10 protein-coding genes are annotated in these 14,511 nt (G+C 55.8%); 2 read left to right on the top strand and 8 right to left on the bottom strand.

Annotated elements, in window-relative coordinates; genetic code table 11:
- Window positions 1-3: 3 nt before the first annotated feature.
- Both ABLW18_RS05835 and deoC read right to left on the bottom strand, forming a co-directional pair.
- On the bottom strand, window positions 4-2,316 hold the full coding sequence (locus ABLW18_RS05835) for an aldehyde dehydrogenase family protein (protein WP_347823908.1): 2,313 nt from the start codon (window positions 2,314-2,316) through the stop codon (window positions 4-6).
- 4 nt (window positions 2,317-2,320) lie between these two features.
- Complete coding sequence (gene deoC, locus ABLW18_RS05830) at window positions 2,321-3,322, bottom strand: deoxyribose-phosphate aldolase (protein WP_347823907.1); 1,002 nt, start codon at window positions 3,320-3,322, stop codon at window positions 2,321-2,323.
- A gap of 87 nt (window positions 3,323-3,409) precedes the next feature.
- Here deoC and rpe point away from each other — a divergent pair, with 87 nt between their 5' ends.
- Window positions 3,410-4,084: a ribulose-phosphate 3-epimerase gene (gene rpe / locus ABLW18_RS05825; RefSeq protein WP_347823906.1), complete on the top strand. Its 675-nt coding sequence runs from the start codon at window positions 3,410-3,412 to the stop codon at window positions 4,082-4,084.
- Between the two features lie 95 nt (window positions 4,085-4,179).
- Here rpe and ABLW18_RS05820 read toward each other — a convergent pair whose 3' ends face one another.
- Together ABLW18_RS05820 and ABLW18_RS05815 are read right to left on the bottom strand one after the other, a co-directional pair.
- Window positions 4,180-5,412 (bottom strand): hypothetical protein, encoded by a 1,233-nt coding sequence (locus ABLW18_RS05820; RefSeq protein ID WP_347823905.1) that lies wholly within the window; start codon window positions 5,410-5,412, stop codon window positions 4,180-4,182.
- A 5-nt stretch (window positions 5,413-5,417) separates the two neighbouring features.
- Window positions 5,418-5,765: a hypothetical protein gene (locus ABLW18_RS05815; protein WP_347823904.1), complete on the bottom strand. Its 348-nt coding sequence runs from the start codon at window positions 5,763-5,765 to the stop codon at window positions 5,418-5,420.
- A gap of 302 nt (window positions 5,766-6,067) precedes the next feature.
- Here ABLW18_RS05815 and ABLW18_RS05810 point away from each other — a divergent pair, with 302 nt between their 5' ends.
- Complete coding sequence (locus ABLW18_RS05810; protein ID WP_347823903.1) at window positions 6,068-9,613, top strand: hydantoinase B/oxoprolinase family protein; 3,546 nt, start codon at window positions 6,068-6,070, stop codon at window positions 9,611-9,613.
- Window positions 9,614-9,750: 137 nt separating this feature from the next.
- Here the strand turns inward: ABLW18_RS05810 and ABLW18_RS05805 are convergent, their stop codons facing one another.
- Genes ABLW18_RS05805 through ABLW18_RS05790 form a run of 4 tightly spaced genes read right to left on the bottom strand, consistent with a single transcriptional unit; the run spans window position 9,751 to window position 14,507 of the window.
- Window positions 9,751-11,103 carry an aminotransferase class III-fold pyridoxal phosphate-dependent enzyme gene (locus ABLW18_RS05805; protein ID WP_347823902.1) on the bottom strand — a complete coding sequence of 451 codons (1,353 nt, stop codon included), beginning with the start codon at window positions 11,101-11,103 and terminating at the stop codon, window positions 9,751-9,753.
- Window positions 11,100-11,594: an ureidoglycolate lyase gene (locus ABLW18_RS05800; protein WP_347823901.1), complete on the bottom strand. Its 495-nt coding sequence runs from the start codon at window positions 11,592-11,594 to the stop codon at window positions 11,100-11,102. Before ABLW18_RS05800 ends, ABLW18_RS05805 begins: the two co-directional genes overlap by 4 nt.
- Before the next feature lie 25 nt (window positions 11,595-11,619).
- Window positions 11,620-12,627: an aldose epimerase family protein gene (locus tag ABLW18_RS05795; RefSeq protein ID WP_347823900.1), complete on the bottom strand. Its 1,008-nt coding sequence runs from the start codon at window positions 12,625-12,627 to the stop codon at window positions 11,620-11,622.
- Entirely contained in the window at window positions 12,627-14,507 is a 1,881-nt protein-coding gene (locus tag ABLW18_RS05790; protein ID WP_347823899.1) for a beta-galactosidase, read from the bottom strand. The genes ABLW18_RS05795 and ABLW18_RS05790 overlap by 1 nt, the downstream gene beginning before the upstream one ends.
- Window positions 14,508-14,511 lie beyond the last annotated feature (4 nt).

Raw genomic sequence — 14,511 nt, 5'->3', positions numbered from 1 at the left:
GCGTCACTCGCCGTAGGGGATCCAGATAGTTTTGATCTCGGTGCCGGCATCAAGCCAACTCGCGTGATCGTCTTGTGCCGCCCCTTGCCAAACGCGTTTGATATTACTGCTGGCGCGCGCTTGCACCGCTTCAGTGCGCGGTGCCCCAGACAAGCACCACACAGTTTCCAGCCCCATATGCGCGCCCAGATGAGGTGCCAGGTCGGCCTGGGGGCCTGTGAGGATGTTCACAGCCCCTGCCGGCACGTCGGATGCTTCTAGGATGTGGTAGAAATCGGTCGCTGCCAAGGGAAAAGGCGCGCTGGCGCAGAGGGTTATTGAGTTGCCAGTGCTGAGTGCCGCGGCCATGGGTGTGACCAAGCCCAGAAGTGGATTTTGATCTGAACAAAGAGCGGCAATCGCCCCCACGGGTTCACGCATGGCCAGAGCGACAGCGCGCATTGGTACAGATTTGGCCTGACCTTCAAATTTATCGGCCCAAGCTGCATAGGTGAACAAGATATCGACCGCAACCTGCACTTCCTCAGCGCCTGCGCTCAAGCCCGTCATGGCATCCAAGCACTCCGCAAACCTATTGGCTTGGGCGGCAAGATTTTCAGCGATGTAATAGAGAATCTGTGCCCGCAAGTGACCGGTTGTTTTGCCCCAGCTGCATGCCAATTGTGCTTGCACCGCGTTGCGGATGTCCTTGCGATTCGCGATGGGCGCATGGCCGAGCAATTTCCCTTTGGGACTAAAAATCGCTTGGCTATAGCCCCCATCTGGTCGGGCTTGTTTGCCGCCGATAAAAAGTTTCGCGGTTCGGTCGATATCCTCTGCAGCGGCGCCTTGCCCGGTGAACGCTGTGATGTGGGTTGGTTCGGCCAAGGGATTGGCTGGCTTGCTATAGGCTTGTAAACCTTCCCAGCCGCCTTCCCGGCCAAAGCCACTTTCGCGCGTGCCGCCAAAACCGGCCGCAGCGTCAAATAGGTTTGTTGCATTGACCCAGACCACACCGGCGACGAGCTTGGGCGCGATCTCGAGCGCAAGATTGATGTTTTCCGTCCAGAGCGTCGCTGCCAAGCCGTATTTGGTGTTATTGGCAATTTCCACAGCCTCCGCCGGGGTGCGAAAGGTGGTCGAGACCAATACAGGGCCAAATATCTCTTCCTGCATAAGCCTGTCGGCTGGATGCAAACCGGTGATCAAAGTGGGCGGGTAAAAACAGCCCTCCGGTACTGGCGTTTGCGCATGATAGGTCTGCCCAGCTGTACTGCCCTCCACCAGCTTACCGATTTGTCGCAGCTGAATAGGATCAACAATTGCGCCCACATCTATAGATTTGTCCAGTGGGTCGCCGATCCTTAATTTGTCCATGCGGGTTTTGAGGCGATTGTGAAAATCATCCGCAATGGCTTCATGAACAAGCAGGCGTGATCCGGCGCAGCATACTTGGCCTTGGTTAAACCAAATTGCATCTACGAGCCCTTCGATGGCGCTGTCGATATCGGCATCATCAAAGACGATATAGGGTGATTTCCCGCCCAATTCGAGGGTGAGGGATTTGCCGCTCCCAGCGGTTGCTTTTTGAATTTGCCGTCCGACTGAGGTTGAGCCGGTGAAGGCGATTTTGTCCACATTCGCATCGACCAGCGCGGCACCTGTGCTGCCGTCCCCTGTCACGATATTCACCACACCCGGGGGCACGCCGGCCTGGCTGCAAAGATCGGCAAAGATCATGGCTGTCATTGGCGTATATTCGGCGGGCTTAAGGACAACTGTATTGCCCATCGCCAAAGCGGGAGCGATTTTCCACGCGAGCATGAGCAGCGGAAAATTCCATGGGATAATTTGTCCACAGACGCCTAAAGCTACGCGATCGGAAAGGGCCGAGGGCATCAATTGTGCGTGGCCTGCGTGATGGTAAAAATGTCGAATGGCCAGGGGAATATCAATATCCCGGCTTTCACGGATGGGTTTGCCATTGTCCAAAGATTCCATCACGGCGAGCAATCTTGCGTGTTTTTGCATCAAACGTGCGAGCGCATAAAGCACGCGCGCGCGGGCTGGTCCTCCTGCGGTTTGCCAGCCTGGTTGTGCGGCTCTGGCGCTTCGCACCGCCTCTGTCACCTCATCTTTTGTACAAAGGCTAATTCCTGCAAGCTTCTCGCCCGTGGCAGGATTGCAGATCGCGAGATCATCTCTCCCGGGGGAGAAGGCGCCATTGACATAAGGGCCCAAAAGGCCGCCGCGATCGGCAATCCACCGAAGCGCCACGCTGCGATCTTCAGGGGCTGTGCCATACTCCATTGTGTCAAAAATTGTTTCTATACTCATCGGATTATCCAATCGGGTGGCGGTGATTGGCAGAATATCCGCCAGTGAGATGATGTTCGAGTTGCCGTTCGATATCACCCAGCAGCGAGGAGGCGCCAAACCGAAACAGATCAGGGCGTAACCAGCGGTCGCCCAGTTCTTCCTTGATCAAAGCCAGATAGGTAATGGCATCTTTTGCCTTCGATATTCCGCCCGCTGGTTTATAGCCGACACGAAATCCTGTGCGATTATAATAGGCACGGATCGCGCGTAGCATGACCAACGTCACCGGCAGGGTTGCATTGACGCTTTCTTTACCGGTCGAGGTTTTGATGAAATCGGCTCCGGCCATCATGCAGATTAAACTGGCACGCCCGACATTGCGCAGGCTGCCAAGCTCACCGGTCGCGAGAATTGCTTTCACATGCGCATCGCCGCAGGCAGATCTGAATGCTGCCATTTCATCGTAGAGTGCTTGCCAATTTTGCGTCAAAACATGCCGCCGAGAGATGACGATATCAATTTCAGAGGCACCAGCTGTTACGCTTTCGCGGATTTCCTCAATTCGAAGATGCAGCGGTGATAGGCCCGCGGGGAAGCCTGTACTGACGGCTGCTACGGGAATGCCGCTGCCCTGTAATGCGGTCACTGCGGTCTCAATCATATCATGGTAAACACAGACCGCTCCGGTGGTCAGATGTGGCAAGCCGATCTGTTGCAAAATATCTTGCCGTACCGGCTGGCGGGCTTTGACGCAGAGGCGTTTGACCCGGCCCGCAGTGTCATCGCCTGACAGGGTGGTGAGATCAATGCAGCTGATGGCGCGCGCGAGCCAAGCGGCTTGATGATCTTTTTTGACAGAGCGCCGTCCGGGCAGGCTGGCGCAGCGCCTTTCAATGGCGGAGGTATTGGCCTGAACGGAAAGTGCCCAATCCAAATCAAGGGGCAATCCCGGATTGCGAGGCTCGAGCGTAAGAGGCAATTGTGTTACTGTCGGTGTCGTGTGTCCCATAGAACCTGTGTGCATGGGATTGCACCGCATTTCAAGCATTCTAGCGCGTGACAATTGCCGCCTGCCACGATAATTGCTGCGAAACGATATAAAGGTAAGCCCATGTCTTTCGACCGATCCGTAAAAATTGCCCCCTCAATCCTTTCTGCCGATTTTGCCAATTTTGGAAAAGAAATTCGCTGTGTTGAAGCGGAAGGTGCCGATTGGATTCATGTTGACGTCATGGATGGGCATTTTGTGCCAAATATCACATTTGGCCCCGCGACCTGCGCCGCAATCCGGCCGCATATCAAAACGGTGATGGATGTGCATTTGATGATTACCCCGGTTGATCCCTACATCGAAGCATTTGCTGCGGCCGGTGCGGATGTCATTACCGCCCATGTCGAAGCTGGGGCGCATATTCACCGCAGCCTGCAAGCGATCCGCGCCAATGGCGCAAAGGCCGGGGTGGCGCTTAATCCTGGCACGCCGGCCAGCGCGGTTGAGCATTTGCTCGATATTACGGATTTGGTCTGTGTGATGACTGTGAACCCTGGTTTTGGAGGGCAGTCGTTTATTCCATTGGAAAGCAAAGTGGCGCAATTGCGGGCTATGATTGGTGATCGGCCCATTCATATTGAGATTGACGGCGGTGTGACACCTCTGACCGCGCCAGGTTTGGTTCGTGCCGGGGCGGATGTCTTGGTGGCAGGGTCGGCTGTATTCAAAGGTGGCTCCGTGTCAAATCCTGCACCATATGGTGAAAATATTCGCGCAATCCGCGCCGCGATTTAGGATCCGTACCATTGATCTTTAGCTTTGGAGAAACAAAAACTCATCGGTGTCTGTCGCGCCATAATTGGTAATGCGAAATTCAGCGGCGGCGCTGATCAGGGTTGTTTGAGAGGGATTAGCGGTGGGTGCTCGTCCAGTGCCATCATCGACCCGCTCCTGGATGGCATGCAGTGCAACTGTGTCAATGGTGGCCTCAAGCTCGGTGGCAAGCGGAACGCCTTGCGCGGCAAAACAAAGCTGTCGGTGCTGGCTGCGGCCACAGTTTGGCCTGCCACTTGCTGCGCGGAATTTACCGCCGCAGACGCGTGGGTTTGAACCATCCAATTTTGTTGGCCTGTCAGGGAGGTGACGAGTGCTTGGTGCGAGATCGTAAAATTTGTATCGGCCGCAAGGGTGGCGCTAAGATCTGTTTGCTGCAGGGCGATGACATTTGCGTTGGTGAAATCTGTGGCTGACAGGCTTCGGCCATCGGCGCTCTCCACTACCAGCTGTTCATTGCTGAAATTTAATATTGCACCGGTCGCTGTGCTGGTCACTGTCAATTGTTGAACATGGGTGAAGCCGCTCCAATGGGACAGGTCCAAGCGATCCTGCCCCAGCTCAAAATCGGTGATGCGATCGGTGGCGCCATCCCCCACGAGCATGAATGTGTCCGCTCCAGTTCCGCCTGTCAGCTGATCCATTCCCGCCCCGTCGCGCAGTAGGTCATCTCCGCCGCCGCCATTGAGGGCTTGCCCGGCATTCTTGGCAAACAAAACATCGGCCTGTGCGCTGGCGGTTGTGCTGAGGTTGAGGGTGAAGTGACCTATGCCGGCCTCTGAGCCAGAGACTGTGAACAGCTGAACATCGCCTCCAATGATGTCGACATAGATATACGCAATGCTGCTGATCGGCATGTTGAGTTGATCTGCGATGGTGTCCAGGTGGACAAGCTGCCCATCGTCCAAAAACCGGAGCAATGACAGGCCGTTGTCTTGCCCAGCTGCAATGACATAGGCACCTCCTTGATGGGTGAAGGTCTCCAGTATTTGCGCCCCCTGGAACCGCGTATTGAGGCTGTCTGTGACCTGATCCACTGGAGATAAGATCCCCGAAGAATCCAGTGTCAGGACGGTTAGCGATCCTATGCCCGCACTGGCCAGCACAACATAGCTTTGTCCTTGGAATGACACGGTGGCCATATCCTGCGGTGTGGCAATGGGCAGAAATTGTTGTGCGCCCAGAGTGGAGGCGGGCGACAGCGTGCCGTTGGATGAGACCGCATAGGCGGTGATGCTATAATTGCTGGCGGAGGCGGCTAGAAGGAAGCTGTCGCTCCCCCGGGTCACAACGCTCAGCGCGGAAATTTGATCGGTGAATGCGGCTTGCTGGGTGGCCAGTTGGTTTGCTCCACCATTGTCCCGTCCCTGGCGACTTGAAACGTGGCCAGCCCATTGCCCGTGCTGTCTGCGAGCACGACAAGGCTGGTGCTGTCGGTTTGCATGTGCATCGCTTCAAGGCGGTCTGAATATCGACCTGTGTTGCCCGAATGAAGGCTTAAAGAACTGTCGGATCTGCTGGTCAAAACTGCGGCTAAATCTCGATCTGAAATTGTGATCGTCCGCCCGCCAAGGGTGACATTTTGCGATGGCGCATAGGCAGAAACTGGGGCGCTGTGGGCCAGGGCGGCTGTGAGAGTCACAACGCCCTGCCCACCATCGCTAGCCAGGGTAATCTGCCCGTTATGTTCCTAAAATCGCGCATCCCCAAGCGGGGTGTTCAGGATGGATCCTGAAATTGCCCCGTTATACTGAAAGCTTCCCACGACTGGTCTCCGAAATGCGCTTTTGGGCTTTCTCACAGGTAAAAATTAATGAAATCTTATTGCCGGAATTCGATTGTGAACAATTTATGTGAAAAGCAAACGGCTGCATTTTAGGTATCCTCCTCTTGACCCCACCGGCGTTTGCAGCCTTTGTGCAAAACAGACAGGAGGAGCAGACAATGGCATGGGAATTTTGGGTCGATCGCGGGGGCACGTTCACGGATATCGTGGCACAAGATCCCAGCGGTGCGCTTCATAGTCACAAGCTTTTGTCCGAAAACCCAGAGCAATATAAAGATGCGGCTGTCGCTGGAATCCGCCATATACTCGCCGATACAGATCTGGAGGCGGCTGATATTGCGGCGGTGAAGATGGGCACAACTGTGGCCACCAATGCCTTGTTGGAACGTAAGGGCGCAAGAGTGCTTTTGATGATCACCGAGGGCTTTGGTGATCTACTTGAAATCGGGTATCAGACCCGCCCCGATTTATTTGCCATGCAAATTTCGCGACCAGAACTGCTCTATGACACCGTTGTAGAGGTTTCAGAGCGCCTGGATGCAGCGGGTAGAGTTCTCACGTCCTTGGAGCTTTCCCGCGCCCGCGCCGATATGGAAGCGGCCCGTGCGGCGGGGGTGCAGTCCATCGCAATTGCGCTGCTGCATGCCTATCTGAATCCTGTTCATGAGCAGCAATTGGCACGACTGGCCGCCGAGCTTGGCTTTTCACAAGTTTCGACCTCTCATGAGGTGTCTGGCCTGGCAAAGTTGGTTGGGCGCGGTGATACCACCGTGGTGGACGCATATCTGTCTCCAATCTTGCGGCGCTATGTGGATCAGGTGGCGGGGGCATTGAATGTCGGTGGAAATTGCAAAGCATTGATGTTTATGCAGTCGAACGGCGGGCTGACCGATGCGCAAAAGTTCCAAGGCAAAGATGCCATTCTATCTGGTCCCGCAGGCGGCATTGTCGGCATGGTGCAAACCGGCCAACAAGCAGGGTTTGATCAGCTGATTGGCTTTGACATGGGCGGCACCTCCACCGATGTTAGTCATTTTGCCGGCAAATTTGAGCGCAGTTTTGAGACCGAAGTGGCCGGTGTGCGCATGCGGGCACCGATGATGGATATCCATACGGTGGCGGCCGGTGGTGGCTCAATTTGTAGCTACCGCGATGGCCGGTTCCAAGTGGGACCGGAAAGTGCCGGCGCTGATCCTGGCCCGGCCAGCTACCGCCGCGGTGGGCCTTTAACTGTCACGGATTGCAATGTGATCTTGGGCGCGCTTTCTGCGGATTATTTTCCCGCTGTTTTTGGTGCATCCGGCACATTGCCCTTGGATGCGCAGGCGGCTGTCGCAAGAATCGAAGCCTTGGCGGCACAGCATGGTTTGGAGGGGACGACAGAAGATATGGCGCAGGGCTTTTTGGATATTGCCGTGCAGAATATGGCCAATGCGATCAAGAAAATTAGCGTCGAGCGCGGCCATGACATCACGTCCTATACGCTTCAGAGCTTTGGTGGGGCGGGAGGGCAGCATGCCTGTTTGGTGGCCGAAGCCCTGGGCATGTCGCGGGTGATGGTCCATCCTTTTGCCGGTGTCCTCTCCGCCTATGGCATGGGGCTGGCTGATGTGCGCTGTCTGCGAGAAGGGCAGTTAGATTGCGATCTATCGGACGCCGATCAGGTGTCGGCGCGGTTGGCAATATTGCAAGAGGCCGCACGGGCGGAATTGCTTAGTCAGGGCATCACTGACCCGCGGCTCGAAATCACTGCGCATCTGCGCTACGAGGGATCTCATCAATCTTTGGGCGTCGCCTACGGCGGGCAACAAAAAATGGTTGAGGACTTTGAGGCCGCGCATATGGCGCGCTTTGGCTTTGCCTCGCCCGATCGCAAGCTGCAATATGAGATGCTCAGTGTTGAGGCTATTGGCGAGATGACGCATGCGGCAACCCCATCCCAGAATTTTGGTGCCGGCGTGCCTGTTGGTGAAAGCACGCTGTACCGCAAAACCTGGCATGAGACCCAAGTCTATGATCGCGGCCTTTTGCGGAACGATCAGGTGATCTCGGGTCCGGCCATAATCATTGAACCCACCGGAACCAATGTGGTCGAGCCGGGCTGGCAAGCGCGGCAAGACGCGCTGGGAAATTTGATCTTGGAGCATATTGCCCGTAGGCCACGCGATCTGGCCAGCACGAAGGCAGATCCGATCCTTCTGGAGGTGATGTCAAACCGCTTTATGTCTATTGCGGACCAAATGGGCGCAACATTGGCCAACACAAGCTGGTCGGTAAATATCAAAGAGCGGTTTGATTTTTCCTGTGCCATTTTTGACGGGCAAGGGGATTTGGTAGCCAATGCGCCGCATGTGCCGGTGCATTTGGGCTCCATGTCGGACAGCATCAAAACAGTCATGCAGCAAAACCCGTCGATTGCAGAGGGCGATGCCTTTATGCTGAACTCCCCTTACAATGGTGGCACGCATTTGCCAGATGTCACCGTTGTCACGCCCGTTTTTGTTGCGGGCAAACCGGCCTATTGGCTCGGTTCGCGTGGGCATCATGCGGATATCGGCGGCCGCACGCCAGGATCCGCGCCCCCCGACAGCCAGCATATCGAGGAAGAGGGGGTTCTGATTGACAATGTGCAATTGGTCCGCGCTGGAACCCTATGCGAAAGCGCGGCCATCGACGTTTTGTCGTCGGGCAGATACCCCTGTCGCAATATTTTGCAAAATATGGCCGATCTCAAAGCGCAGATTGCCGCCAATGAAACGGGACGGCGCGAATTGTTGCGCATGGTAGACAGCTATGGGGCGGCGGCAGTCACGGCCTATATGCGGCATGTGCAGGACAATGCGGAGCAGAGTGTACGCGCAGTGATCGCGGATCTAAAGGACGGAAGCTTTGTCTATCCTATGGACACCGGCCAACAGATCAAAGTCTCCGTAAAAATTGATCATGCCTCTGGTCGGGCCTGCGTCGATTTCACGGGCACCAGTGCGCAGCATCCAGGCAATTACAACGCGCCTTTTGCGGTTTCACGGGCGGTGGTGCTGTATGTATTCCGTATGATGGTTGGAAAAAATATCCCGCTAAATGAGGGCTGTCTCAAGCCGCTGGATATTATCGTGCCAGAAAATTCCATGCTCAACCCGGCCTATCCGGCTGCGGTGATTGCAGGCAACACAGAAGTCAGTCAAGCGGCCTGCAACGCCCTCATTGGGGCGCTGGGCATTATGGCTGGCAGCCAAGGCACTATGAATAATTTTGTCTGGGGCAATGCGGAGTTTCAAAATTATGAAACCATTGCTGGCGGCACGGGCGCTGGGCCGGGATTTCACGGCTGTGATGCGGTGCAAACTCATATGACCAACACGAAAATGACGGATCCTGAGATTTTGGAAGGCCGTTTTCCTGTGCGCTTGCGAAGCTTTGCCATTCGGCGGGGATCGGGGGGCGCTGGCGCGTATCACGGTGGGCACGGGGCCCTGCGGCGCTTGGAGTTTTTAACGGATGTGACAGTGACAACCCTATGCTCTCACCGGACCGTCCCGCCGTTTGGAGCCGCGGGAGGTGGTACGGGCGTCACCGGTGAAAATTGGGCGGAATTGCCGGATGGTCGGCAGATCGCGTTGCAAGGAAACGATGAGATTGATCTGCCAGCAGGGTCCATTTTCGGATTGGCAACCCCTGGGGGTGGCGGTTGGGGCAAAGCTTAAGCGCAGGGGCAACCGTTAAGGTATTGAATTATGCAATACCCTTCCGAAAGACATGCCGCCAAAGTATCACATTCGCTTGCGATGATGTCGAAATTTTGCCCGATGCGGGACGGCGTTCAAACCGTCCCGCTGACCGTTTAGATGGCTTTGAGACCAACGCGAAGATCATCCAAGATTTTTGACACATCTGCCTCTGTTAGCGTCAGGGGTGGGGACATCAAAAGATTGTTGCCGCCCATACGCACCATCGTGCCAGATTGATAGCAGGCTTTATGGGCGCGTTTGAGGCTGGGCATGTCCATTGGAGTTTTTGCATCCCGATCAGAGACCAACTCAACCGCGGCCATCAACCCATGTCCGCCGCGCACATCGCCGATAATGTCAAATTCCTCTTGCAGGGTTTTCAATCCGTTATGGAGCTGGGTGCCCCGGGCTGCGGCATTGCTCTTTAGGTTCAGCCGCACCGTCTCGCTCAAACAGGCATTAACCGCCGCCATGCCCACAGGGTGAGCCGAGTAGGTATAGCCATGAAAAATTCCACCCTCACCGGATTGATCGCTTTCAAAGGTCTCTGCCACTTTGGCATTCAATAAAGTGGCTCCAACAGGGAAATAGGCGGACGTAATGCCCTTGGCTGTGGTCATCATGTCAGGTTGCACGCCCCAATGACGCGCGCCAGACCAATCGCCGGTACGACCGAAGCCAGTGATCACCTCATCTGAGATCATCAAGATGCCATATTTGTCGCAAATATCCCGCGCCAATCTCATGAAGCTCTCATGATAGACGATCACCCCGCCTGCGCCCTGGATCGGCTCCAGAATGAAAGCGGCAATCGTGGAAGGATCTTGGAACAAGATTTCATCTTCCATGGCTTGAGCCACCAATTGCGCCAATTTGGCCGGATCGCTCTCATTGAATGGATTGCGATAGCTGTAGGGTGAGGGCAGGTGATAACAGCCCGGTAGCAAGGGCTCATAGGCCGTCCTGAACCGAGCATTGCCATTTACAGAGGCGCCGCCAAAATGCGTGCCGTGATAGCCTTTCTTGAGGCTGAGAAATTTGATCCGCTGTGGTTGACCGCGCAAGCGATGATATTGGCGCGATAACCGCAAGGCGGTTTCCACCGAGTCAGAGCCGCCAGAGGTGAAAAATGCCCGTGCCATACCATCTGGTTTGAAGAAATTCACCACCGTCTCCGCCGCTTCAATCGCAGGAGCGTTGCTGGTGCCGGCGAAGGCAGAATAATAGGGAAGCTTGGACAATTGGTCTGAGATTGCCTGTTTTACCACGTCGTTGGAATAGCCCAGATTGGCGCACCAGAGACCTCCGACGGCGTCAATTGTTTCGTGGCCATCAATGTCAGTGATGCGCACGCCTTCGGCACGGTCAATGATGGTCGGGGCATTGGCTTGCAAATCACCCGGATGACCCATCGGGTGCCATATCTGCCGTGCGTTCAAGTCTTTGAGCTCTTGAATGTCTTTCATGTCACATCTCCTGAGACTGTGAAGGGTATTTCATACCAGTATTCTTCTAAATTAGCGCTGTTGCCTATCCGATCCACGACGGCAAATAGTCCGGGGGCGAACAGGGGGGTTAACACACCATGCCAGATATTGCGGTGAAAGTTGATTCCCTGTCCAGCCTCTGTGCGAAAGGCCAAGGGGCGACCAGGAATGCCGTTTTCATCTGGAGCCACTATCACCAAAAAAGGATTTTCAGTCATGGGGATAAAGGCCTGTGAGCCTTCTGGATGCCGCTCCACCAGTTCCAAAATATAGGGGAGGCTGCGCGGTGTGGCGTCAAATAAGCTGAGACCTGCTCGGCCGTCCGCTCCGAAATCCATCAATGCCAAATCATGATGCCGGCCGCAAAGCCCTTGATTGATGAGCTTATCGGGCGCGGATTTCAGCGCCAGAATATCACCATAGGGGGCGAAAGCGTCTTGAGTTAGGGGATGGATGAGGATGTCAGTCATGAATCAGCCCTTTTCAACTTCACACCTACCCTATCCGCTTGTTGGAGAAGGTCCAGCTTGTGACTTGGTGATAGGGAGTTCCGGGGCGCAATATAATATCGGGAAAATGACTTTGGTCCAATGAACCTGGCCAGCTTTGTGCCTCGAGCGCCGGCGCGGCATAGGGCCCATAGGGCGCGCCGTGATGGGTCGGATAATCGCGCCCTTCGATTGTGCCTCCATCATAAAGCTGCAGCCCGCATTCGGTTGTGGCCATCTCCATGCAAACCCCTTCCCGCCCGGTCAAGGTCGCAATCGGGCGCAGCGGGGCTTTTGTGGCGCCAAGACAGAGGTTGAGATCATAAAAGTCGCGTGCGTCGCCTGCCAAGGTGCGTCCGGCGCGGAAATCATTGGGGCCGTCGTCCACAGGCAAGATACGTCCCGTAGGCATCAACTCTGCATCTGGTTCGCTGTAGTGATCGGCGGCAATTTGAAGCGTTTGCCCACCATAGCCCGGCTTTGAGTCCAAGGACCAATAGGAATGATTGGCGGGGTTGAAGGGGGTCGGTGCATCACTGGTGGCCTTGGCGGTCATGCGCAGGCTGGCCTGCTCAATCTCATAGCGCAGCGTGATCTCGCGGTTCCCAGGAAAGCCGCCCAATCCATCCGGCAAGTGCAACCTTAGCACGACATAGTCTGATCCATACTCGGCAATACTCCAAATCTGCCGATGCATGCCGGTGCTTCCGGAATGCTGGGTCAAATTGCCAGAATGGTGCTTTTCAAACCTGTAGGTCTTTCCGTCAATCTTGGCGGTACAGCCTTTAATCCGATTTATGACAGGTCCCATGAAGGAGCCAAAGCTGCTTAATTTCCCCTCGTAGCCCGCCACATCAGGACTGCCGAGGGTCAGGGGCCAGGGCACGCCGGTCAGCCGAACATCATTGATCACAGCGCCGAGGGTCAGGATCGTGACGGTGAGCTGTTCAGAGCGCAGGGTGAGTTTTTGCACATAGCGCCCATCGGCCACCTGTCCAAAAGTTTCGGGTCGCATTATTTGGACTCCCAAAGCACACCTGCCGCTGGCAGGGTCATCCCATGGAAGGTCACGCTGCGCGGCCCGTAGTTAAACCAAAACCTATGGCTGTCTGTTTCCCGCAGGCGCAAATCTGGCGGTAAATCCATCAGCTCAAGTCCGGCTTGCTCTGTCAGCATTTCCAGAATTCGCCGCCAGCCTGCCGCGTCGGGCCATCCGGCAATGTAGATCATCTGCGCATTGCGCACAGCTGCGGGGGCGCCCTCTTCAAGGCGCAAGATCACGGTATCCGTGGTTTCAATGGCTTCACGCCATTTTATAAATGCCCCACCCCCGTCCAGGGCCATTGGTGCAAAAGGTGGAAGGCTTTCCACGAAGGTGACCTTTGTGGAAAGGTCGGTAATATCGGGGCCAAGACCCTCGGGGATGGTCAGCTCTTCGGTTTTGGATCCGGCCCGAGGGCCCGCCACAACCAAACCGCCACGCAGGCTTTCTGGTATGGTCAACAGGCCCGGGGCGAAGGTGATTTTATAGGCGCTGGGATCGACGGATTTGGGCACGACATCCACCGAGAGGCCGGCCCGCCGTAAAGCCCGATAACAGTCAAACACCAGCTGGAAATAATCGAAATCTGCGCCTTGGGGCTGGCTTTCCCAAGCGTAGGCGCTGTCATAGTCAAAAACCAGCGCAACCGGGGCTGTTGCCGTGCCAACATATGGCACCTCTGCCAACTCTGCGGCGACCTGGGCGGCCTCGGCCAGGGCCGGGGCGGGACTGCGGTCAGGGCGCAACAAGCCTGCGTGCATTTGTTCTTGCGCGAATGGCGCTTGCCGCCAGCGGAAATAGCACACGGTTTCTGCGCCATGGGCAAAAGCCTCCCACGCCCAAAGGCGGGGCATGCCCGGTAGGGGAGCGGGGTTCCATGGAGCCCAGTTGACCGGGCCGGGCTGTTGCTCCATCACCCACCAGCGCCCAGCGGAGGTGGCGCGGTACAGATCATGATGGAAGGCTTGAAAGTCTGGATCACCTTGGCGCAGATAATGCGCTTGCGCAGTTTCATCGGCTCCAACGCGGTCCAGCAAAAACCCCATAGGGTAGCTGTCCCAGGACGATATATCCAAATCTGCACCCAGGTCATAATGATCAAAGGCGGTGATACGGCCCATGAAATTATGAATGATGGGACGATCCGAATATTTGCGAATTTCGTCACATTGTACGCGATTGAACATCACAACCTGATCGGATGAGAACCTGCGAAAGGCCAAGACATGGCTGGGGTTTGGTTCGGTGACGGTTTGATTGGGCAAATCCAACTGATCGAAACTGTCATACTCCATAGACCAAAATACATTTCCCCAGGCTGCATTGAGCGCTTGTGGAGATTGATAGCGCTGGGCGCACCAGTCTTGAAAGGCGTGTTTGGCATGAGTCGAATAGCTGATGGCAGTATCGTGACAATCATACTCATTGTCAGTCTGCCATGCCGCAATGATCGGGTTTGCGCCATAGCGTTCGGCCATCAGGCGGGTGATACGCCGGGCCTCTTCTCGGTAGGCGGCATGGCTAAAACAATAGTGGCGCCGCGAGCCAAATTTGCGGATCTCGCCGTTGCTGCCATGGGCCAGCATGTCTGGATGTTTGTCCAGCATCCAGCGGGGCGGGGTGGCGGTGGGTGTGCCTAAGATGACCTTGAGGCCCGCTTTTCCCAAAGCCGCAATTGCGCGGTCCAGCCAACCCCAGTCAAACTGTCCCGGCTGCGACTCAAGGCGCGACCAAGAAAATTCACCAATCCGCACCCAGGTTAGACCGGTTTCAGCCATCGATTGCGCATCGCGATCCCAAATCTCTTCGGGCCAATGTTCTGGATAATAACAAACTCCGAGGCTGCGTTTCATTGGG

It is taken from the genome of uncultured Planktomarina sp., from assembly GCA_943788425.1.
Lineage (GTDB): Bacteria > Pseudomonadota > Alphaproteobacteria > Rhodobacterales > Rhodobacteraceae > Planktomarina.
Note: the sequence above shows the minus strand (reverse complement) of the source record. Positions and strands in the feature narration are given on the sequence as shown.